Source organism: Spiroplasma endosymbiont of Phyllotreta cruciferae (genome assembly GCF_918697755.1).
Window position 1 is genome coordinate 648,781 of sequence record NZ_OU953854.1, and the last position, 22,097, is coordinate 670,877.

The 22,097-nt window shown below is 24.8% G+C and carries 30 protein-coding genes and 1 pseudogene; 10 read left to right on the plus strand and 21 right to left on the minus strand.

The annotated features are described in order from the left end of the window. The 3 genes from NL276_RS04300 to NL276_RS04310 all read left to right on the plus strand — a co-directional run. Window positions 1-350, plus strand: a 350-nt coding sequence (locus tag NL276_RS04300) for a hypothetical protein (RefSeq protein ID WP_253301339.1), incomplete at its 5' end; no start/stop codon positions are given. Then, window positions 350-628, plus strand: coding sequence for a hypothetical protein (locus NL276_RS04305; protein ID WP_253301030.1), 279 nt, complete (start codon window positions 350-352; stop codon window positions 626-628). The genes NL276_RS04300 and NL276_RS04305, both read left to right, overlap by 1 nt. Further along, window positions 621-2,012, plus strand: a complete 1,392-nt coding sequence (locus NL276_RS04310) for a hypothetical protein (protein ID WP_253301340.1) — start codon at window positions 621-623, stop codon at window positions 2,010-2,012. The genes NL276_RS04305 and NL276_RS04310 overlap by 8 nt, the downstream gene beginning before the upstream one ends. 55 nt (window positions 2,013-2,067) lie before the next feature. Here the strand turns inward: NL276_RS04310 and NL276_RS04315 are convergent, their stop codons facing one another. From NL276_RS04315 to NL276_RS04320, 3 genes and pseudogenes are all read right to left on the minus strand, one after another. Next, a complete protein-coding gene (locus NL276_RS04315) occupies window positions 2,068-2,619 on the minus strand; it encodes a DDE-type integrase/transposase/recombinase (protein WP_253301039.1) in 552 nt (183 codons plus the stop codon). A 12-nt stretch (window positions 2,620-2,631) separates the two neighbouring features. Further along, window positions 2,632-2,952 (minus strand): annotated as a pseudogene (locus tag NL276_RS05260) (IS3 family transposase); the annotation flags it as partial. Next, window positions 2,919-3,182 (minus strand): transposase family protein, encoded by a 264-nt coding sequence (locus NL276_RS04320; RefSeq protein WP_253301010.1) that lies wholly within the window; start codon window positions 3,180-3,182, stop codon window positions 2,919-2,921. The pseudogene NL276_RS05260 and the gene NL276_RS04320, both read right to left, overlap by 34 nt. 61 nt (window positions 3,183-3,243) lie before the next feature. Between NL276_RS04320 and NL276_RS04325 the strand changes: the two genes are divergently transcribed. Further along, window positions 3,244-6,453: a hypothetical protein gene (locus NL276_RS04325; RefSeq protein ID WP_253301341.1), complete on the plus strand. Its 3,210-nt coding sequence runs from the start codon at window positions 3,244-3,246 to the stop codon at window positions 6,451-6,453. Between the two features lie 37 nt (window positions 6,454-6,490). Here NL276_RS04325 and NL276_RS04330 read toward each other — a convergent pair whose 3' ends face one another. Next, entirely contained in the window at window positions 6,491-7,048 is a 558-nt protein-coding gene (locus NL276_RS04330) for a lipoprotein (RefSeq protein WP_253301342.1), read from the minus strand. Window positions 7,049-7,059: 11 nt separating this feature from the next. After that, entirely contained in the window at window positions 7,060-7,956 is an 897-nt protein-coding gene (locus NL276_RS04335; RefSeq protein ID WP_253301343.1) for an ETX/MTX2 family pore-forming toxin, read from the minus strand. A 350-nt stretch (window positions 7,957-8,306) separates the two neighbouring features. Here NL276_RS04335 and NL276_RS04340 point away from each other — a divergent pair, with 350 nt between their 5' ends. The 6 genes from NL276_RS04340 to NL276_RS04365 all read left to right on the plus strand — a co-directional run bounded on the left by NL276_RS04340 (window position 8,307) and on the right by NL276_RS04365 (window position 13,399). Next, window positions 8,307-8,768, plus strand: a complete 462-nt coding sequence (locus tag NL276_RS04340; RefSeq protein WP_253301344.1) for a hypothetical protein — start codon at window positions 8,307-8,309, stop codon at window positions 8,766-8,768. 91 nt (window positions 8,769-8,859) lie between these two features. Next, entirely contained in the window at window positions 8,860-10,170 is a 1,311-nt protein-coding gene (locus NL276_RS04345; RefSeq protein WP_253301345.1) for a hypothetical protein, read from the plus strand. Window positions 10,171-10,173: 3 nt separating this feature from the next. Beyond that, window positions 10,174-11,091 (plus strand): hypothetical protein, encoded by a 918-nt coding sequence (locus tag NL276_RS04350; RefSeq protein WP_253301346.1) that lies wholly within the window; start codon window positions 10,174-10,176, stop codon window positions 11,089-11,091. Next, on the plus strand, window positions 11,081-12,322 hold the full coding sequence (locus NL276_RS04355; RefSeq protein WP_253301347.1) for a hypothetical protein: 1,242 nt from the start codon (window positions 11,081-11,083) through the stop codon (window positions 12,320-12,322). The genes NL276_RS04350 and NL276_RS04355 overlap by 11 nt, the downstream gene beginning before the upstream one ends. Window positions 12,323-12,338: 16 nt before the next feature. Beyond that, window positions 12,339-12,989, plus strand: coding sequence for a hypothetical protein (locus tag NL276_RS04360; RefSeq protein ID WP_253301043.1), 651 nt, complete (start codon window positions 12,339-12,341; stop codon window positions 12,987-12,989). 74 nt (window positions 12,990-13,063) lie between these two features. Beyond that, window positions 13,064-13,399, plus strand: coding sequence for a hypothetical protein (locus tag NL276_RS04365; protein WP_253301044.1), 336 nt, complete (start codon window positions 13,064-13,066; stop codon window positions 13,397-13,399). 24 nt (window positions 13,400-13,423) lie between these two features. Here the strand turns inward: NL276_RS04365 and NL276_RS04370 are convergent, their stop codons facing one another. The 16 genes from NL276_RS04370 to NL276_RS04445 all read right to left on the minus strand — a co-directional run bounded on the left by NL276_RS04370 (window position 13,424) and on the right by NL276_RS04445 (window position 22,091). Beyond that, window positions 13,424-13,600 (minus strand): hypothetical protein, encoded by a 177-nt coding sequence (locus NL276_RS04370; protein ID WP_253301045.1) that lies wholly within the window; start codon window positions 13,598-13,600, stop codon window positions 13,424-13,426. Window positions 13,601-13,604: 4 nt separating this feature from the next. Beyond that, window positions 13,605-14,066 (minus strand): hypothetical protein, encoded by a 462-nt coding sequence (locus tag NL276_RS04375; protein ID WP_253301046.1) that lies wholly within the window; start codon window positions 14,064-14,066, stop codon window positions 13,605-13,607. Next, the gene (locus NL276_RS04380) at window positions 14,060-14,965 is read right to left on the minus strand and encodes a recombinase RecT (RefSeq protein WP_253301348.1); all 906 of its coding nucleotides are present in this window, start codon (window positions 14,963-14,965) and stop codon (window positions 14,060-14,062) included. Before NL276_RS04380 ends, NL276_RS04375 begins: the two co-directional genes overlap by 7 nt. 1 nt (window position 14,966) lies before the next feature. Beyond that, the gene (locus NL276_RS04385; protein ID WP_253301349.1) at window positions 14,967-15,668 is read right to left on the minus strand and encodes a hypothetical protein; all 702 of its coding nucleotides are present in this window, start codon (window positions 15,666-15,668) and stop codon (window positions 14,967-14,969) included. Window positions 15,669-15,670: 2 nt separating this feature from the next. Further along, window positions 15,671-15,808, minus strand: coding sequence for a hypothetical protein (locus NL276_RS04390; protein ID WP_253301080.1), 138 nt, complete (start codon window positions 15,806-15,808; stop codon window positions 15,671-15,673). A 1-nt stretch (window position 15,809) separates the two neighbouring features. Further along, window positions 15,810-15,974, minus strand: coding sequence for a hypothetical protein (locus NL276_RS04395; protein WP_253301079.1), 165 nt, complete (start codon window positions 15,972-15,974; stop codon window positions 15,810-15,812). Continuing rightward, the gene (locus NL276_RS04400) at window positions 15,967-16,221 is read right to left on the minus strand and encodes a hypothetical protein (protein WP_253301078.1); all 255 of its coding nucleotides are present in this window, start codon (window positions 16,219-16,221) and stop codon (window positions 15,967-15,969) included. The genes NL276_RS04395 and NL276_RS04400 overlap by 8 nt, the downstream gene beginning before the upstream one ends. Window positions 16,222-16,730: 509 nt before the next feature. Further along, window positions 16,731-16,994, minus strand: a complete 264-nt coding sequence (locus tag NL276_RS04405; protein WP_253301077.1) for a hypothetical protein — start codon at window positions 16,992-16,994, stop codon at window positions 16,731-16,733. A gap of 201 nt (window positions 16,995-17,195) precedes the next feature. After that, window positions 17,196-17,546, minus strand: a complete 351-nt coding sequence (locus tag NL276_RS04410) for a hypothetical protein (RefSeq protein ID WP_253301350.1) — start codon at window positions 17,544-17,546, stop codon at window positions 17,196-17,198. A gap of 13 nt (window positions 17,547-17,559) precedes the next feature. Continuing rightward, window positions 17,560-17,829 carry a hypothetical protein gene (locus NL276_RS04415; RefSeq protein ID WP_253301351.1) on the minus strand — a complete coding sequence of 90 codons (270 nt, stop codon included), beginning with the start codon at window positions 17,827-17,829 and terminating at the stop codon, window positions 17,560-17,562. A 15-nt stretch (window positions 17,830-17,844) separates the two neighbouring features. Beyond that, window positions 17,845-18,738 (minus strand): hypothetical protein, encoded by an 894-nt coding sequence (locus NL276_RS04420; protein WP_253301352.1) that lies wholly within the window; start codon window positions 18,736-18,738, stop codon window positions 17,845-17,847. A gap of 12 nt (window positions 18,739-18,750) precedes the next feature. Further along, window positions 18,751-19,680 (minus strand): hypothetical protein, encoded by a 930-nt coding sequence (locus tag NL276_RS04425; protein WP_253301353.1) that lies wholly within the window; start codon window positions 19,678-19,680, stop codon window positions 18,751-18,753. Then, entirely contained in the window at window positions 19,664-20,038 is a 375-nt protein-coding gene (locus NL276_RS04430; protein ID WP_253301354.1) for a hypothetical protein, read from the minus strand. Before NL276_RS04430 ends, NL276_RS04425 begins: the two co-directional genes overlap by 17 nt. 158 nt (window positions 20,039-20,196) lie before the next feature. After that, window positions 20,197-20,349 (minus strand): hypothetical protein, encoded by a 153-nt coding sequence (locus NL276_RS04435; RefSeq protein WP_253301355.1) that lies wholly within the window; start codon window positions 20,347-20,349, stop codon window positions 20,197-20,199. A 39-nt stretch (window positions 20,350-20,388) separates the two neighbouring features. After that, the gene (locus tag NL276_RS04440) at window positions 20,389-21,615 is read right to left on the minus strand and encodes a hypothetical protein (protein WP_253301356.1); all 1,227 of its coding nucleotides are present in this window, start codon (window positions 21,613-21,615) and stop codon (window positions 20,389-20,391) included. A 17-nt stretch (window positions 21,616-21,632) separates the two neighbouring features. Then, window positions 21,633-22,091, minus strand: a complete 459-nt coding sequence (locus NL276_RS04445; RefSeq protein ID WP_253301357.1) for a hypothetical protein — start codon at window positions 22,089-22,091, stop codon at window positions 21,633-21,635. Between the last annotated feature and the right edge of the window lie 6 nt (window positions 22,092-22,097).

The window sequence follows — 22,097 nt, forward strand, 5'->3', positions numbered from 1 at the left end:
TACAAAGTTTAAATAGAGAAAAATATAATTATAGTTTTGGTCAATATATGACATTTAAACCAGCACAAAAACAAAAATTTAAAATAAGACATCGTATTGAAGCTTTTACAATGTTAATAAATACTAATCAATTAAAATGATTATGAGAAAAATGTCCTGTAAGTAAAACCCAATATGAATTAATACAATGAGAAGATAAACCAGATGCCAGAGAAGAAAAAATGTTAGACTTATATGATGATACCTTTGATAGTGATTTTTATGCCTTACACTTTGAATTAATACCAATGGTTAAACATAATAGTTCAGCAGATTATAAATTATGACAACAAAGGGAGTGAATAACTTAATGAAAAAAGATATTTATGTAATACATGATGAGCGTGTAATAAATGCAAAAAGACCATATATGTCGGTTTGTGGACAAGTTAAAAAAAGACTTTGTCAAGAATTAAATAAAGATAATATCGCAATGTGTAAATTAAATTTATATAACGAATATATTAAGAAATATCAAAAAATTAAAGTATGTGTACAAGTTTTAGCAAATGAACCAAATTTATTAACAGTAAATATAATTAATTATGCACTTATCTTAAATTTAAAGGAGCAAAATAACCATGAATAATGCTTTTCCTAGTTTACCAAACTTAAATGATATTAATAGTGTTTTAAAATTTTATAATTATGATTGAACAATTAATTTAGCAAATATTATTGCTCGCCATCAAATGCGATTAATAAATGGTAAAGATATTTTATTTAAGTCTCATCGTAAAGACATTTTAGAAAAATTAAATTGATGATATGAAACTTATAAAATAAAAGAAAAATTAGATAAAAATGAATTAACAGCAAGTTTAATGGGTAAAACTATCTTTGGTTTATTAGAAACTAGTGATGGAAATATTGATTTATGAATTAACCCTTTTAACTTTACATCTCGTGTAAGTAAAATAAATGAAATAGAACAAGGTGCTGATATTTGATTAAATTATCATCAATCAGATAGTGGTTTTATTTTAAATTTAATTTGTACCAAAGATAAAATAGTTATTAAAGGTTGACCTAAAAATAATGAAGTAGTTGTTGGGCAAAGTAAAACACAAATTAAAGATGATGTTAGACCCGTTTTGGTACAAGAATTTAAAAATAAATTAGGCATAGTCCCTTTTTGAGAAATAATAAATGAACCTAATCCTTTATTTTTATCAACATCAACCACTTTAAATCAATGACCAACTATGGCAAATTGTTATAAATTACAATTTGATTTAGAAGATAGTTTTAATATTAAATCAAAAGAAAGATATGCAAATCGTACGCATTGATATGGGATACTAAGTGATGATTTAATGACTGCTTATAACAAAGGTAATAAAAAAGTACTACAAGATGTATTTGATGATATTTTTGTTCAATCAAGTTCATCAACAGTAGATGGTCAATTATCCCAATCTTTACAAGTAGTGCAAGGTACACCAACATTAGAAACATATACCGAAGACCAAAAATCTATTATTGAACAAGTATATTTAGCATGTCATTTTTCTAGTCCATTTGGTGATAAGTCAGATAATGACCAAAATAAAACACAATCATTATTAACTAAAACAAAAGATTTAGAAAAACAAGCATATTTACAATCATATCGTAAACAATATTATACTAAAATGTTTGATACTGTTTTAAAATATTATGGTTTATGAGACGGAAATGGTGAACGACCTTATGGATTTCATTTTGTTAGTGCTAGTTTATTAGACCAAATGCGACAAAATGAATTAATTACAGCTAGATTAGATAATGGCACAATGGAACCAATAAGAGCTATAACTGAATATGATAATATTGATGAATTAGAAGCAACCAAATACTATGAAAAAGTAGAGTCATGACAAGATAAAATGCAAACTAAAGAAATCGAACATAATAATAAATTACTAGAATACGATGAAACTGGTAATAATCAAAATGCCTTACAAGGTAGAACAGAAATTAAGGAGAATTAAAAAATGAGTAGAATAGACTGCACCCATTTTAGTAAGTACTAATAAAAAGTATTTACTATTTTTTTATTATATCTTTTTCTTTACGATTTGAATATCATGTATTTCATTTTATAACATCTTGTATATATTCTTCATGTGAATTATATATTTTATTATGGATTGTAGCTTTCTTAAGTAATGAATGAAAACTTTCTATAACAATATTATCTGCACAGTGGTAATTTTTCCCCATTGAAATTATAATACCGTTAGATACACATTTATCGAGATAAATAGCGGATGTGTATTGATATCCGTGGTCTGAATGAATTATTATTCCATTCAGATCTTTTTTTATTAATTTTATTTTATTAATTGCATCATTTAAATTATCTATTACTAATTTATTGTCATTATATTTAGATCACTTTACATCAACTATTTCTTTAGTATATCCATCAATAATTGTTGATTGATAATATTTTTCTCTTTTTCAAATTAAATATGTTACATCAGTATATAGCACTGAAAACCTTGTTTTTATATCATTGAATTTACGATTAATTAAATCAGGATATTGCAATAAACTTTTTTCTTTATTCTGTTTATATTTCATTTTTCTTCTCATTTTTCTTACATATTCAGGTTGTATTTGATTATAACGCATAATCCTTAAAACTTTTTTTGAATTATATTTTATATCATAATCTTCTTTTAAATATTTAGTAATTCTTCGATATCCAAATTGTTTTAAATTTTCTTCATAGACTTTTACAATATCATTTATTGCTTCTTTATCTTTTTTGCTACTGTCATAATTTTTATATTTATCTCAATAACTACGTTTTAACCCCGTTACTTCTAATAATAATTTTATTGAATATTCATGACAATTTTGTTTAATAAAAGAGACGATTCTTAGTTTGCTTAATTGTAAAAGTCATGGAGCTTTTTTAATAATTCATACCTTGTTTTATAATATTCTAAATCTCTTTTACCAAAAGAGATTTTAGGTCCTTTATGATTGTTTAATTTTCCTTTTTTATGATTTGCTCATCAAGATTCTACTGTATTTGCATTTAGATTATATTGTTTTGCTACTACTCAACAACTTTTTTGTTTAATTTCCTCAATGATTTTTGTTCTAAATTCTGATGTATATTTGTTATATTTTTGACCTTTTCTTGCCATATAAAATGCACCTCCTTTAAAAGTTTAGCAAAGTCTTTTTTTACTTTACTTACTTTTTGGGGTGCACTCTAGAATTAACCCGGGAGTTATAGAAGAATTAAGAAGACAAGCCCATGATACTTTAATAGATATCAGGGAAAACATAAAAGATAACAGACATTGAATGGTATTTCCTTTTAATGTTTATAGTTCATATATACCTGATACTGAAACAGGATGAAAACCTAATAATGCTAAACCAAGTGATTATGGTAGTTATTCAAGAATATTTGATAATATGGAAAGTACGATTGCTCAATGACAAGGTAGTTTAAAAATAGTACAAAAATATAAAGGTGAAGAAATTAATATATTAACTATTGATGATTTTAATAAACAACCTATTAACTCAACTATATGAGCAAATAATGAGACACCTTTTGCGATAAAATTAAAAGATGAAAATAATAATGTTTATTGAAAATTAATTGATGGTGAAAATATTCATGATATTAATAGAATGTTAGAATACTTAAATCAATATAAATTAAGTTATTTTATTAATGATAATAAAGCTGATAACTTTTATACAAAAGAGGTTAAAGTTGGTAAATATTGAGATGCTTATATGATTGATGATAGAAGTTCAATTCAATTTGGTGAAGCTAAATTTGAACAAGTATTTACTCAGCAATCAACTGAAAGACAATATACTTTATTAATTTTAGATGAAGATATTACTAAATTAAATATTAATGATTATTATAATTTTTATACTGTATTTAATGATCGTGGATTAAATATTGGTGGTGGTGATATTAATTCTGCCCCCCAAGATAGACAATGATTATATCCCTCAAATGTTATTAATTATTATTCACCTTATGATGGCAGTTTTTTATGACAAGAAATTACCTTTTCAAGTATTAATGACAAAATTAGTAATAGTGGTTTATCAGTACGACAATTTATTCAAACATCAGCGCCTGGTGAAGGTTATTGTTTTCCTAAAATAACTTATGATGAAAAATTAAATAAAGGTATTGTTGAATTAGATGAGATTTTATTAAAAGACCCAGGGGTTAGAGCAATGGCAGTTAAATTTTATGGTAATCCGATATTTTTTGATATGCCTGTAATTGGGCGACCAATTATTAAAGGTGAATTTAATAAAAAAGTTATGAATTCAAGGGATTTATTAATGTATAATATGTTTCCTGCTGCTCCAGATAAAATAAATACTTATGCTTCACCTGATGTAAGTTGATATAATATTCAAGGTATTCAACCAACAATGATAACAGGATTTAAAGATTGAAAAGATAGTATGGAAGCAAGATATGATTTTTGAAATCAAAAAAATAGTGAGGGTATTGTTATAACTGACCCAACTACTACATCAGCAACTAATTCTGGTGTTGGTAGAAATATTCATACAGAAGATGATAATTCTAAATTTTATTGATCTAAAAATTGAAATATAACTCCACCTAATAAAATAAAAGTAAATAGTGGTAATGTTGATAATATTATTAGTACTCAAGCTTCATCATATTTTAGAAGAAAAGATGAATTTGGTAATACAGTTGGTAGTGTTCAAATTGAATATAATAAAATGGGTGCATGTAATGTTTGAGATATTTTAAATATGAATAATTTTATTAATCGCCAAATTACAGTATTACCCTTAAACTATACGCAAAAATTAGTATTTAATCCTTTTACTATACCAGGCGGAGTTGGTAAATTTTTAAACTTTATTTCATTTGGTATTCCATGAGGATGAGTTATTAATCAAGATGAAAAATCATGACCTAATTTTCAATGACTTAATGGCTTTATTAGTGCTAATATTTATAGTTTTTATAATGATGCATTTTGGTCTGAAAACTCAAAAGGGAAAGGTTATTTACCGTTTGAAATATTTAGAGAACAAGGCAATGATAAAGTTGGTGCTATCTTTGGAGCAAATGCTACTAGTTTAGGTTTTACTACTTTATTAACTGATAAATGCAAAGGTACTGTTTTAAATAAAAATGGTTCAAAAACAAGTGCGTTAGTTTACTCAACTTATAATTTAAAACAATTAAATGAAAAAACTAACCGAGTTTATTTAATTAATGAACAAACCAAAGCAGTAGATGCACAAACACCAGTTAGTGATAGTGAAAAAGATAATAATTTAGAATTCTTACAAACACCAGATGGTACAAATTGTAGTTATATAATTGATATGTTTTCAATTCAAGCATTATATAAAGGTAATTTTGAAATTATCTTTTATGCTGATAACCCATATACAAATAATGAAGAAGATTACTTAAGATTATCAGTATGGAGTTTTCGTGGTAAAACAAAAAGTGTCTTAAATAACTATTTACGCGATATGACAACTAATTATAAAACTAGTTTCTTATTACCACATGATTATGAAATACCAACCTTTAATTACCCAAAATATGTTCTCCCACCAATACCATATAATTATAAAACTTATACAAAAGATATATGAGGATCTAATACAATTCAACCATTAAAAACCAAAATTACAGCACCAGCACAATGTAAACGTTCAAATACTCCTAATAGTTATATTAATTTATTTTCTAATGAATTTAATGAAGGATATTATGAAACTGAAATTGATTTAAGACAAATTGACCCAACAATTCAAAGTATTGATAAATTTATTAGTTCTTATAAAACAATAGAAATAAGTAATCTAGGTAATTTGCGGGTTGAATGTGCACCACCAGATATAGAAAATCTCATTCCTAATAGAAATGTTAATATTTTAGCAGGTTATTATACTTGTGAATATAATTTTGGACAATTATCTGAGGCAAGTTTACAAAAAGAGTGTTTATCACAAACTGATGATATTAATTTTGATAATACAATAACTTTATATACAAATAATATAAAAGTAAATGATATTCTAACATTTGCCACTGCATATACAAATGGTTTGTCAAGTGAAAATTATGAAAATAGTTATGTTATTTCGTGAAGAAGATGAACAATTAATTCTTTGTTTCAAGTAACAAAATTATCCAATAATGATGATAATAAAATTAAAGAAACATATTTACAAGCATATTATACAAATGATATGAAATTAAAAATCAGATTTTCAAAGGTATTAATTGTTAAATTATCTGGATATTGTAACACAATTAATACTTCTTGGGGTAATGATGATAATATAATAATAAACGTTTCTAACCCCAGTGTTTTTGGGATTAGAAATAAAAATAATAATCCAATTAAAATTACAATTAAACCAAGATAAAACAAAAAAATAGATTTAATTATCTATTTTTATATTTTTATTTAACTTTTATATTACCATTTTTTTCAATATCTAAATTAGGTAATTTTTGTTCATCACCATTTCAACGATAAACGGATTTAAAATAAGTTCCTTTGTCAATTCTTCATGGTCAATTTGTTTTTTTAGATAATTCATAATTAATTAAATCAACATCAGTATTAATTATTTTTCCTGCATATAAGTTTCCGTGATAATGTAGTTTAAGTTTGTTTTCTTTTTGTTCATCCAGGCATTTAAATACATTATTGTTATTTTCTTTTGTGGGTATTATTTTTTCATTATTTTTAAATTTAGTTAAATTTCACTTATTTCCATTACCTCTTCATACTACATAATAATATTTATTATCTATTTTATTAAACGGTTTTTCTTGTGGTGCTATTCATTCTAAATTATTTCTAATTTCTTGATTATTTGTTTTAATTTTATTTTCTTCTTTTAATTTTGTTAATTCTTCAGGTGTATATTCTGCTATGTTATCACAAGCAATTAAACTTGTGGTACTTGTTGCAATTATAGTGATTGTTCCTAAAATACTTAATAATCTTTTCATTTTTATTTATTTTATAACGGAGTTTCATCAAAAGTAACATCAAGTTTACCACCTTGTGAATTTCAAGTTATTGGTATACTAAATATAATAACAGTAGGATTATCTACATTATCAACTGATCAAACACAATTTCCTTTGTAGTCCATTGAAAGCATATCCCTATATTTAGTTCCAATTATTTTAATCATATCTACTAAATTTATAAGTGAATATACTTCTTTTCCACCCTTTGTTTTTCAATATGGTGAAGCAAATTTAAAATCTAATTGTTCATAATATCTTATAATTCCATTTGAATTATATGTACCTTGTCTAATTATATATTCTACAGTTCCTTTGGAGTTAGGACTCACAATAAATGATTGACTTGGTGCAGTTACTGTTTCCTCAGTGGTTGTTGTTTTATCTCATGTTTGACTTGAGTTCATATCAACATTTATAGATGAATTAAAAAATAGAAAATCAAAACTTGTATTAAATGATACTGATTCATTTAAGGAAATAGTAAATGAATTGGTATTACCAATAGTTTTTGAATAAGATTGCGTTTGAAAAGTTTGAGAAGAACTACTATTATTTGTATAATTATCTTCAAATGTTTGAACTACATTATCAGATATTGCTGTCATGTTTTTTGTATATAAATTACCTGTTTTATTTTCTGTAAGTTCTTTAAAACGTCACTGGGTATCATAATCTGCTGTCCCAATTCAATAATCAAAATTATCATTGGTTTCAATTTTATTCATGAAAGTTGTAATTAAGTTTTTTACACTTGTTGGAGGAAGTATTTCATATCTTAAATTATTTTCATAAGCTGTTATTAAATAAGGTTTATTAGCAATTACATTTGACATTGTACTTCCACTAATTGTTAATACACTTAATAAACTAAGTAATTTTTTCATACTTGTTTTTCTCCTTTTCTTAATCTTGAAACTTTTTATCAAGATCTACCTTAAGTATAATATATATATAAGCAAAATTAGGAATTATTTTAAAATTTTATCTTTAAAAATAACTCTTATTACGCGTTTTAAGGACTAAATTAGAAATGAAATATAATAAATATTAAAATATATATTATTTTATATGTGGCTGTGTTTATTGTTTGTAATTGTTTAGTATTAGTTTATAAAAAGTATTGTAATTATAAACTATTAGTATATAATTAATTTATAGGTTTAATCTTTTTCCGTAAAAAAGAGTTATGCTGACTTGTTAATCGAACAAGAATAAAAAAAGAGGAGTTTATAAAATGGCACTTACAAAAGAACAATTAATAGAACAAGGTTTAAGTGAAGAGATTGCTGAAAATATCTTAAATCAGTTTAATAATGAAGCAAAACAAATTAGAGAAAGTGTGCAAAAACGCGAAGATGTTATATCAAAAGAAGACTTTATTAAATTATCTAATGAATTAGATGAACTAAAAGCATTTAAAGATGTTCCATCTACTAAAATTGAAGATATTAAAACTAATTTAGATAAAGTTAGTGGTAGTTCTTTAACTGAAAAAATGCAAACTTTAAAAGAATTAAAACCTGATTTGTTTGTACAAGAACAACCGTCAGTTTCACCAACTAATTTTATTAAAGATATGATTGAAAAATCTAGTGAAAATAAGAATGATGAAATTGAAACTATTAAAGAAAAAGGAGCATATACTCCGGAAGAAATTAAAAAATTAACTGATTATACACTTAAAAACCTTAGATAATAAGGAGTGAATATTATGGCAACAATTAATTTGCCACAAGTACCCTTTTACATTACAAGGTAATACAACAGATCAAAAAGCATATGTTGATATGGTTAATGCTTTATTGCGTGGACCTTTATATAATGAATATGCAAGTATTATGCAATATGCTACTGCAACAGCCGAACAAGTTGCTTGATTACCAAATGCTGGACAAGCATTATATAATTTAACTCATCGTGTAGTATGACAAGATGATTATTCATTACCAAATGGTGGAACAACTCAAACAATGGGATTAACAAGAATTCCAGTTCCTATTGATAAAAGATTTAATTTAAAATTAATGAATGAGGCTTTTGATTTAGCATTAATAGAACAAAATATTAAAAATGGTGTTATTGCTGATGCTATTTCTAGTGTTGTACAAAATAAATTTGTTAATTTAGAATGTGAATTAATTCAGGCTATTTATGATTATTGTTTAGCAGATGGTCAATATGAAGTAATTCCATTTCGTAGTTATACAGCTGATGATGCTGATGATGCAAATCGTGCATTCTTTAAATTAAATGAAACTTTGATTGAATTAACAAATCAAATTAGTAATTTATATTTTGGTTTGCCAACAGATAAAATGTTTATGGTTTTAGGTCGTAGAGCCTATTTAGGATTAACACCTGCTTATTTAAAAGTAATTGGTTCACAAGCCCAATTAAAAGCAATGGTTAATGGTGAATTATATGAAAATACCGCAATGGGTATTCCAGTATCTAAAAGTTTTCATTTAGAAAAAACATATACAAAAGGACAAGTTAACCGTGATAAAGGTTATAATTTTACTAATGTAAATGGTTTAATTATTAATAAACAAGTATGAGCATATCCAATTAATATGGATACTATTCAACAAGTTTTAGATAATGATACTGCTAACCCTAAATGAATTGGTAAAGTGCAATATGCAACACCAACTATTTTATATCCTAAAACATGTAAAATTATTTTAGAAAAAGAACCAACACAAGATGAAATTAATACTGCTAAAAGTAATCTAAATAAAACATTTAGAGTGCCAGTTGATTACGAAATTTCATCATCAAGCAATGTTGTTAATATTAATAAAATAGATATTAGCAAAATTAATAAAATAGATAATCCAATCATTAATTTACCAGACCCTAAAGATGTCAGTTATGGATGATTAAAACCAAAATTACAAGATGTTGTTTTAAAATCGGTAAAAGCAGTAAATAGTTCTTTAACTGAAAATGATTTTAATTACTATCCAAAACCCAAGGGTGAAGACTGACCAATTGATATTACAAATGATAAAATTATTGAAGTTGTAATTGAAGGTAAAAACAAAGCAACTGGTAAAACAGACCCAATTGAAGTAGTAATTAAAAATACTCAATAAGACATGAACTTATTAATATTACGAGTTTTAACTTTATTAGCAGAAAACTTAGGTAATGAACACATAATAAATAAATTTGTTAATTTAATTAATAAAGTTAGTAAATTTGCTTCATATTATGCTAATCCGTTACAAAAGATTACAAATAAGATTGAAGATATTTATAAATGATTAAATCCTTATATCTATGTAGATTTAATTAAAAAAGGTCATCAAAAAGAAATTCAACAAATATTAAGTCAATTAGAAAAAGATAATAATATTAAAAATAGAGAACAATTTAAAAAGGAAAATTATTTAAATACTAATTGACAACAGTTAAATAGTAGTTGACTTGATAGTGGAATGTTTAATATAACAAATAAATTAACTTTAACAGGTAATTTAACTATTTTAATATATACAAAAACAGCAAAACATCCAAAATTTTATGGTCCATATGTTTATCCTAGTGTTCCAGTTGAAATTTGAAAATTATTAAGTAATGCTGCATCTAATGCAGGAACCTTATTTTGACGGTATTGGTTAAGAAAATGATTACCTAGTCATTTAAGAAATTATATTAAAAAAAGATTACCACAAGAATTAAAAGAAAAATATCCCAAAGGAACTACTAAATTAACATTACCACATATTCAAAAATTACAACAAATTAAAAAGTTTATTAATAATTTAAAGATTGGACATTTTAATTTTAATTTTGCTGGTGAAATTAATAATAAAAAATGATATCGTGAACGCCGAAGTGATGTTAAAAATATTAATAATTCATATAAAACACCAGTTAATAATAAATTTTATCAAGTTAATAAGTCTATTAAAGCAATTAATAAAATCAAAAGAAAAGTTAATAGTTATAAACCGTCTAATTTAAGAAATAAATATCGTAATCAATTAAGGAGTGTAATATATGGAAAATAATTTAAGTAATTTGTTATTTATAACAGTTGAAGATGTTAAAGCAAGTAAACTTTGACAACCCATTAATGATCGTAAACAATCTGCTTACAATTATAATTTAATTTATAATGCTATTTTAAAAACTAGTTTATGAATGGATAGATTATCTGGTGGCACAATTTCCGATAAAATAAATAAAAAATATTTATTTCCCTGAGTAAAAAAAGATAATACTGGTTTAATTGAATATGATAAATGATTAAGTTATATTCAATCTGCTTGTTTATTAGCAGTTATAAATTGATATTTACCAAAAGGAGTTAATGATTTAACTGGTAGTGCTTCATTTTCACAAGGTGGTGTAGCATATTCACAAACTAATGACCCAGAAGCAAATGAAAATATTACTTGTGATGTTAAAAATGCTTTAAAATTAGCAGGTGAAATAATTGATATTATATCTAGTAAAACAGTATCTAGACCTTATAATTATAGTTTAGATAATTATGCTCATCCATGAGAAGAAGAATATAAACATATTAGTAAAAAAACTTTTTATCCAACATTATTATTTTGATTAAAAGAGCGATTACAAACAGATAATTCAATAAATATTACTTATCCAACTATTAATGACTTTTCTAAAATTGATTATAACGAATATATTAAACTTATTGTTCCGTTTGATAATGATACTATTTATTATGAAAATAATGTTTGAAAAACAAAACAAAGTGGTCAGTCACAGAATTTGCATATAGTTATTGGTGAAAGTGGCAGAGCTAATGCTGACTATGATAAACAAACTGGTGGTTTAAGAATATGAGATTCAAGTTTTAAAAATAATGACCAAGTTGCAGATTTTAGTGTTATTAAAACAAAAAAAACGCCTGGACTAGAAGCAACAGATGACACATTACCAACTACTAAATATATTAATGAACATTATCAATTAAAAGGTGGTGGTGGTAATGATTGAGAAGTCGTTGATACTAATGATTTTGTACCTGATACTATTTCAGAATATAAAATTAGGAATTTTGATAAGTCAAAATATGTTTATAAAATTTGAGCTAATATTGAACAATATCCGATATTAATGGTAGAAACTTTTAAAAATTATAGTGAAGATATTCATTCGCATTCTCAAATTACTTTATTTATTAAAAAAAACGGGAATGTTCTTATGTGATTAAATAATTCACCCTATAATATGTCAATATTACATATTGAAAGAAAAAAAGTAAGTTAGAAAGGATTTTTAATTAATGAAACAAGATAAAACAACTTGATTAAAAGGGGCCTTACCTTGAAATTGATTTAAAAAAGACCCTATTCCGACTTATAATTGAACTCATAAAGATATTAGAGAATGAGAAAGAAAATATAAAATTCGTAGTTGAGTAGTTAATTTTTATACATTGATATTTTTAGCATTAAATTGTTGATTAGAATATGGCATGATTAATGCAATAAAAGATAGTATTAATTGATATAATTATGGTCAATATTGGGGTAATGGCATCGCAATATTATTAACACCTTTATTTACACATGGAATTCAAGGCATATTTGTTGCTAGTAGTAAACCGAAAGTAGATATGAAAATTGATATACCACGATTAAAAATATCTAAAATGGGATTAGTATTTACAATATTGCCTTTAATTACTTTAATAATTTCTTTAATTATCATTTGAATTGATAAATCAAAATGAAAAAAAGACCATTTAAGACATTGTTTAGATTGTCGGATTAATCCGCGTGTTATTCAACCAAGAATAGCAAAACAATGAAATAATTTAGATGGTATAACAGAAGAGATATTTAAAAATATGCAAGATGAATATACTAAAAAACAAGAAGAAAAATTAAAAAATATACAAAATGAAAATAAACAAGAATTAAATTTAAAATAGACTATATATAGGGGCGGCTGATATTTTTGGGTGGTTATATAGTTTAATTTAATAAATTATTTTGTTCTGAAAAAATGGATGGCCACTGTTTGAGTAAGGATAAGAAAGGAATTAAAAAAATGTTTAATGATACATTAATGATTACTTTACTTGTGTTATCGGGTGCTGGTGGAATGAGTAGTCTTGGTATTCTTGGATTATCTGCTAAAAAAATTAAAAAATATAAAGCAGAAATTAGAGAATTAAGAACTGCTGTTATTGCCCACGAAAAACATTTACGAGGACCTGATTATGCAACAGAATTAGCATTAAAAACAGGTCAAATTAAAAATGTTAAAAAACAAGTTAAAGTAAATGATAAAAAACAAGCGCAAAAAGATGCTATTAGACAACTAACAAATAGTATTTAAAAAATAACCTTAATTGGTTATTTTTTATTTTTCTTTATTGTGTTTTATATAATAATTAATAAGATATTCTATTCGTTGTGAATAAGTAAAGCCATTAAATTCATTTCAAACTTGTTCTTCATTTTTATTTAAGTAAATATTAACATTCCGAATTTTGCAAGAATAATATTTTCCTGTTTTTTGATTAAATGAATGTTTCATAATATTAACCCTTATAATTAGCAATAATAATTGCATCTCGGATATGATTACTTATTTTTTTATTATTATATTTTCAGCCTTTACCATATTGATAAGTTAAATTATTATCTTTATCATATTTTCATATACAACTATCATTATATTTACTTAAATTTTCCATATTCTTAACAACTGATTTAGTATGACGTGGTGATATTCAATTAATATTTAATAATTTTTCTGTTTTATATTTAATTGCCCCTATAAGTTTTAATAAATCATCTCTATCTTTACTCGCACTAGCAGATGTATATAAACAATCTTCAATATTAATAATTGCATTTTGTTTTAACTTATCTAAAATAATATCGGTTTGTGCAATTCAATCACGATTTGTATATTCAGATTTATCAATTAATTTATTATTTTCAAAAATAGCAACAGCCGTAGTACCGGTTCCTGATGGATCAATGCCTATTTTTATCATTTCGCTCATTCCTCATCATTGTTAACTGCTGGTACTACATTTGATATATCTTCTTCTTTTACTACATTATTATCTGTCACTTCTTCACTTGGTTCGGATAAATTATTATTTGATATATTTTCATTACTAATTTGGCCCTTATTTATGCTTATATTACTATCATTATCAATATAAATCTTTTCATCATTAGTTGTAATAACTGCTTGGTCTGATTTATAAGCTTGTTGTAATTCGACTGACATAATACCTCATTTTCGCAATAAACTAGTTAATACCGTTTTAAGTGCCATTTCATCAAAAGTAGCAATATAAAATGATTTATTTTTAGCATAAGTTTTAGAATATTTTATAAAATGATTTTCCATTTGTTCTTTGGTCATATATAATGTTTTTTCAAAACCATTAACCATTTTAAAATATGCAACATAACCAATAATAGGTAATGTTTCTCGTTCATCTTCGTTTTGATTTCAATTAAAACTAGTACCTTTTAAACGATCATAATTTATTAATTCATTTTCTCTAACATCTGATACTGACATATCTAAATATTGGCCACTTCTTTGTGCTAATTGAATATAACTTTTATAGCCCATTTGAAATTGAGCTTGATTAATTCATTCTTGCACTTCACGACCATTAATAATCCTTGTTATTTTAGTATTATAAGGAACTACATAAGCATAACCAAATTGTTTTTCCATTGGTAAATTTAATAATACACCTTGATAACAAGCAGTCATAATTGTTTTTGGATCTGCTTTTTGTAATAATTCATTACTATTTGATATTGCAACTATATTACTTTTAAATCTTGCAATTTCATTTTCATTAGAAAATTTACTTTTTATTCATTCTGTTGCTTTATCTGTTCTTAAAAATTCAACAATATTTGCCATATTATTTTTCTCTTTTATTTATTTTAAAATTAATACCTTTAACACCAATTAAATTAATATCCTTATTACTATCTCATTGTTCTTTAATTTCGTTTTTAACAATTTGTTCATCAACAATTAAATAATTTTTAATTAAATTAATAAGTTCTAATTTATCAGCATTTTGTAAAAAATCATCATTAATACCTAATATTTCAATATTTTTAATTAATAATTTATCTTTACGAAAATTACTAGTAATAATTTTTAATTCTTGCTCTTGTTTTGCTACACTTTTAATTTCTAAAAATTGTTCTTTTTTATGAGTTTCAATAATTTCATTTTGTTTTTGAAATTGAATATTAATGACACTATTTTTTAAAGAATCATGATTATTCTTGATATTATTTTCTAAATTCAAAATATCTTTTCTAATAAAATTTAATTCATCTTTAAAAATTTTTATTAATTCTAAAGGTTCTCTAAAAATATAATCAATTTTTGAAACTACTAGTTTTAAATCTTTTAGTGATTGTGATTTATATTCTCCATTTATTAATCAAGTTTGTTGTCGATATATAAATTCTGCTAATTCTTGCCCATTTTCATCAATTCATTTTTTAATTGTTAATGCTTTTAAACTTAATTCTTTAAAATCATTTCCTTTTAAATAAAACGGATAAGTAATATTTTTAACTTCATTATTTAACTTTAAATCTGCCATAATTAAATTTCCTCTAATTCCATTTCATTAATTAAATTATCAATATATTCATAAGCACTTTCTTCTGAATAACATTCTTCTAATGCAATATTAAATAAGTCTTCTTCTGTATAAACATTGTTATCTTCATCTTTTCACATATTATTCAACTCCTTTTCATTTAATATTTTCATTTTCTAAATCAATAATTGTAGTTTTACAATAATTTAAATTTTCAGAATAAATTCTTGTCTCATCAAATGTATAAAAATATGTAGTATTTAAACTATATTTATCTTTTGTTACTAATAAGTATCTTTTATTCATAATTTATCACCTCGTAATCCGCTTCTTCATCTTCTAAATAATCACTAATTAAACCTTTAACTTTATCAATTTCATATCATTTGCAATTTAAATTAAAATCTATTGGTAATTCAATATTACCTACGTGTCGTTCTTCATTACCAAATTTAAGATATAAATTTAACTCCAAATTATCTGAATAACCACTATCAATTTGTGCATAAATAATATCTTTATTGGTAATTTTTAATGCTTTATTACATATCATTTTTAATTCCTCCTATTTTTAAACTCGTTGGTACTCACTCCCGAGTGAAAGTGCCAAGCGAGAATTAGTTATATATAAATTAAGTTATTTATTTACTACGCCACTCGCTTCACTGCGGGTGAGCAGTGGCGGTATATTATATAATCGACAGTTGTTTTTTCTTTGTGGAGCCAGAGAATTCTCTCTCTTCATCCGCACCATTTCAGGTCAAAGCGTTCAGTTTTTAAAATAAATTCACTCGCATCTTGAAGAGCCTAATGCTGACTTTGTGGTTTTTATTAAACCGCTGTCACTTCTAAGAAGTAATATCTATCGCAAATTTATTTGTAAAGTCACTATCTCTTTTTTTATTGTCGTTTGATATTAACCATGGACTTATCACGACTATCGCTTAGTTATAATGAACCAGCGCCGATTTACTTTTTTCCTCATACACTATTTCAGTACTTGCCTCGGATGGCTTGTGGGAATGAGTTAATACTCATGTTCTTATGGAAGCACTTAGTTATTTAAAATAACTGTCCCACTCTGCATTGAGTTGTTTTATAAAATCAAAATTTTAAAGAACCAGTTTTATCATCAAAGATAATTTTTGAATTTTCTAGTTTTTTATAAAATCGCTTTTGTTTTTTATCTTTTATGCGATTTAATAAATCTTTATGATTTTCACAAGTTCATAAAACTTTATTTGATACAAATTCTTCGGTAATGAATGATATTGCTTTATAGCAGTTATAAATATCGCAAATTTGTTCTTGCTTATTATTTTTCATTACTCATTCCTTTCTTTGATATTATTTTTTTATTTATTAGCCAAATTAATTAATTAATTGAAACAGAGAAAGGACAACACCTTAAATAAGGGGAGAAAAAACAGGTACACTTTGTAAAGATTTCTAAGATATTTAATAAATGTATAAACAACTTAAAGAGAATATCAAAAAGTTGTAATAAAAAGTTTCTATTTTAAGAATTTAAGATGCTGTCCTTTCTCTGAATCAATTAATAATTATGGGTTTACAAATAAAAAAACAACCCTTTTTATTTAACAAGAGTTGTTTTTTGCCGCTTCATCGTACATTATACAAGTTATTAATTAATTTAGTATCTATTTTTTTATTAGTGAGTGGATTATAAATGCTAATTTCTAAATCACGTGGATTTAAAAAATTAGCATTATCTTCACAAATTCTTTTTTCTAAAATTTCATTATGTTTTTGAACAGTAACATTTTTACGATTAGTAATAGTTGATGCTAAATTAAGATAATAACTATCAATATCATAGCTTTTCTTTAACTTCTTTTTGGCTGGTAACAATCCCATTTATATCACCTCTTTATTTTGTATCTTCTTTTTTAATAACATCTTCAATACTATCTTTTTTTTGTTGTTTGTTATGAGTTTTGATAAATCTAATAGTTTCAATAATTAAAACAACAACCCCAAAACCATTAAGCATTGCACCAATAATTACATATGCAGGTCACTCAATCCCTAATTTAGTATGGCCTAAAAAACAAATAATAATTCCTGCGATAAAAAACAATGATGAAACTCCAAAGATTTTCAAAAACATAATTACATCTTTAACTTCTACTTTTGGCATAAAATCATCTCCTTTCTAACTTACTTTTTTTCTTTGAATATGTAATATTGACATATTATAGAGTGAATTATTTAATCACATAAGAACATTCCCGTTTTTTTTAATAAATAAAGTAATTTGAGAATGCGAATGAATATCTTCACTATAATTTTTAAAAGTTTCTACCATTAATATCGGATATTGTTCAATATTAGCTCAAATTTTATAAACATATTTTGACTTATCAAAATTCTTAATTTTATATTCCGAAATACTATTAGATACAAAATCACTAGTATCAACAACTTCTCAATCCGAGAAACCTTGTATAACAATTAATTTTTTTAATTCATCTGATATTTCTTCTTTTATTTTTACAAGTTTATCATCTTTAATTTTTTCTATAACAACCTTATCTAATAAAGCATCAACTTCTAACTGAGTATAATATGCTTCTAAATCTATCATAGTTAAATCAATACCTTCTTCTTGAAAAGTACGAAACATTTTCTTTAAAGTTGTTAAATTAGCCAATGATTTTGCATAAGTAGGCAATAGACCTTGTCATGTTGCCATTGGGTCATTTTGTGAAGAATAATTAATATCACCAACATTCATAGATGCTGAAGTAAAGAATTCAATCGGAATACGATTAAATGTTCAATGTTCAATAGTAATAAATACCATATTAATACAAATTTTCTTTAATAGTGGGTCTTTAAATGTTTCAAATTTTAATTTTGAAAATGGATAATTCAAATAGGAATTAATCATATTTTGGGCTCTTAAAGCAAATGCTTTAAATCATAATTCTACATCACCTTTAAAGAACTTATTATAACGAACTGGAACTTGTGTAATTTTACCTGTCATTGGAATAAAATTATTATAATTTTCCAAAGTAACATTTTGTCATAATTCATTTAACATTTAATCATCTCCTTACCATTTACTTTTTTTAGAATATATTTTCTTTGATATAAATTTTTTACTATTTAGTAATGTTTTTGTTTTAATTGTTTTGTTTAAATCTTGTTTTGTTCTGAGTTGTTTATATGCTTGAAATAGTAGTCCATTACCCAATAAACTAGTAACCGCACTATCTTCTAGCGTATTTAACAATTTATCTTTATTAAAGTTATTTTTAAATTGTTCTTGCATTTTTAATATCTTAGCAATTGTTCTATATATTTTAAAACTATCTTTTACTACTTGCTTATCAGCAAGTGGGGCAAAAGAAACTAAATTAAATAAACTTGTTTTTTTAAATCCCCAACCAATAAACCACTCACTGTTCATATAGAATTTAAATGGTTCAGAAGCCAAAACAAACTGTTCTGCTTTGATTAAAGTTGTCATAACGACAATAGGGGCATATTTAGGATTTTTATAATATATTGTTAAAGCAACTTCACCCGCAACTGATAAAGGAACAATTTTTACTGCTAAAAAAACATCAGAACCATAAGCAAAAGGTAATAATTGGCCTTTTTTAATAGCCTTAGTTTCAAATTTAGACAATATTTTTTTAGTTTTATCAGTAATTTTATTAATTACTTTTTGTTTAATAGTAATTATTTGTTTTTCAATTGGGGCTAATAATTTTTTAGTTACTTTTTGAATATAAAAATTTGGGTTTAAATGATTTAAAACTTTATTTAATTTAATTGGTGTTTGATGCAAAATATTTAATAATTTATTATTATATATTTTACTGCATCGCATTAAATTAGCATTTAATAGTAGATTTTTACCAACACCTTTTTTATGAAGATTAGTCATAATGTTATATCACTCATTAGTATTAATTTTGCTTATTTTATCAATATTTAATCCATATTCAGACAATCATTTATTAGCATTTTTTTTCATTTACGCGTGGTATTTTTTGAACTAATGTAGGACTTATTTTTTGAATATTTTTCTCAATTTTTAATAAATTATTAATTGTTTCTAATTTAGAAACTTTAAAACCTTTATAAAAATCATTTCGGGCTAATTTTCCAATTGTATATAACAAAGCCTCATTATTAGCTTGTTTTGTAAAATCAAATATTAATTTATCAGATAAAATCTTTTTACCTGTAACTTGTTTTACAATATCTTCTAAGTTATTAGCAGTTATTACACCTAATTTTTCAAGTAATTTAGTTTCTTTTGCTAATTTTAAAATTCTAGTTGTTCGAGCAGCGCGCGTTAATTTACCAACTCCACCAATTGCTGGTAACAAATTTAAGGCAGTACTTTTTGCTGTAACTTCTGATGTTAAACTATCATATATTTGATTTACAGCAAAATCGGTTGCTGTTTCTACTCCAAATGAGATAAATGCTGCGCCAAAATTAGATAATCCCGCACCAAGACCAACAGCCGAAGCAATACCGCCAGTTAAAACTGATAAACCAAGGGCTCTAAAACTTGAATTCCTAAAAATTCTAATAATTGTAAACCAAAACTTTTTTCTTGTTGTTGGATAGATAATCTGGTTGGTATTTTTTTAACAGAATAAATAAGAGCAGTTTTAGATGTTCCAATTGGCATATATATCAAACGAAAAAGTACTATTTTTTAGTACTATTATTAAGAATTTTTAATTTTAACATCAATTGGATTTGTTTGACCAGTAGCGTTGTTTTTACCTTGAATTTGAACTTCAACAGTTTTATCATTTGTAATATCAATGGGTCAATCTTCACCTTTACTTTCAATAAAGTAATCAAAATCATTTTCAGTTAAAGAACTATCTACTGCTTTTATTGCTTTTAAAACAACATCTTTAAATTGTGGTTTTAACTGTTCTGGTGTTGCTTTTGTTGGGTTTGCAAAATGAATAGTTGGTTTATCTAATTTATTAATTTTACTAATATCAATTTTTACAACAATATGTTTAATAATTCCCTTAGTTTCAACTACAGCGCCACCTAAATATAAAACTCTTTCCATAATCAAAGTATTACCCATTCCAGTACCTAAGGCAGCTGCACCAATCCTTAATGGAGTATGGTCTTTTTTGCGTAAAATAAGCGGGTCATATTTTTTGTTAAATTTAAAGGCAATTGCATTAACACCTTCTGGTAATAGATTAATTATTCCTTCTGAACCATCTTTATTAATAATTGGTAATTTTTTAGGAACCATATAGTAGGTTGTTCCTTCAACGGTTTTCATTGCGCCACTTGTTGTGATTACACTGTTTATTTGGTCATTTGCTCCAAGCTGTAACTGTAATTTATTACGAATTCCACGAATAAAATCAGCCGAACCCAAGACAACTGTTTCTGATGGAGTAAAGCCATTTTCATATATTTTATCCATAATTTCATCGTGGATTTGTAATGCACTTGTGTCATCTGCTTTTTTACCTTGAATAGTTGTAACTGTTCCATTATTAATAATATCTAGAATTTTATTGCGTTTATAAGCAACTTCTGTGTCCATTGCTTGTTCTATATCTGCAGCCCAAAGATTAGGATTAAAATCACTTTCTACAGGGTCTAATTTACGAGCAAAAGTTAAAATTGTATCTAATTCAACTGTTCCATCTTCAAACTCTACTTCAGTGTAATTTAAAAGACTATCATCAGTATTAAATACTTTTCCATCTTTTCCCAAACCTTCATTATATTTAATATTTTTCTTTCTTTTATATGTTAAACCAAATTTATTGGCTTCTTTTCATGCAAATAATGCTTCTCAACTAAATTTTTGTTGATAAGTTTGTAAATATCATTGATCAAATGCTTCACGATCATTTTTTGTTGCTTGGTTAACAATATCTCCAAATATTCTTTGTGGGGTTTGTGCCATAATTTACTTCCTTCTTTCTATTTATTAAATACATTGTCTGTATCTAAAATATTGTTTTCTTTGTTTTCTACTTTTGGTACACCACCAGTATTAACTGTTTGTACCTTAATTAATTCATCATAAACACTTTGTAGGTGTGTTTTAATTACTTCAATATCATCATTAATATCATAAGATTTTAATAAGACATTTTTAAATTCTTCATTATCAGTTAAAGAATTATTAAAACTATTAATTTCAATTTGTTTTAATTGCAGGGTTTGTTGTTCTAATTGTGAAATTAATTCAGTGTTTTTTGTTTGTAATTCGTTGATTTGCTGATTGCTATTTTCTAAATTACTTGCATTAAATTCTTCAACTTCAGCAATATTTTCTAAAATAATTTCAGCAGTTTTAATATTTAAACCACCATCTTCATTTTTAATTGGTTCATTATTTTCATCAATAAGAACATATTTTACATTTTTTAATGCCATTGTTTT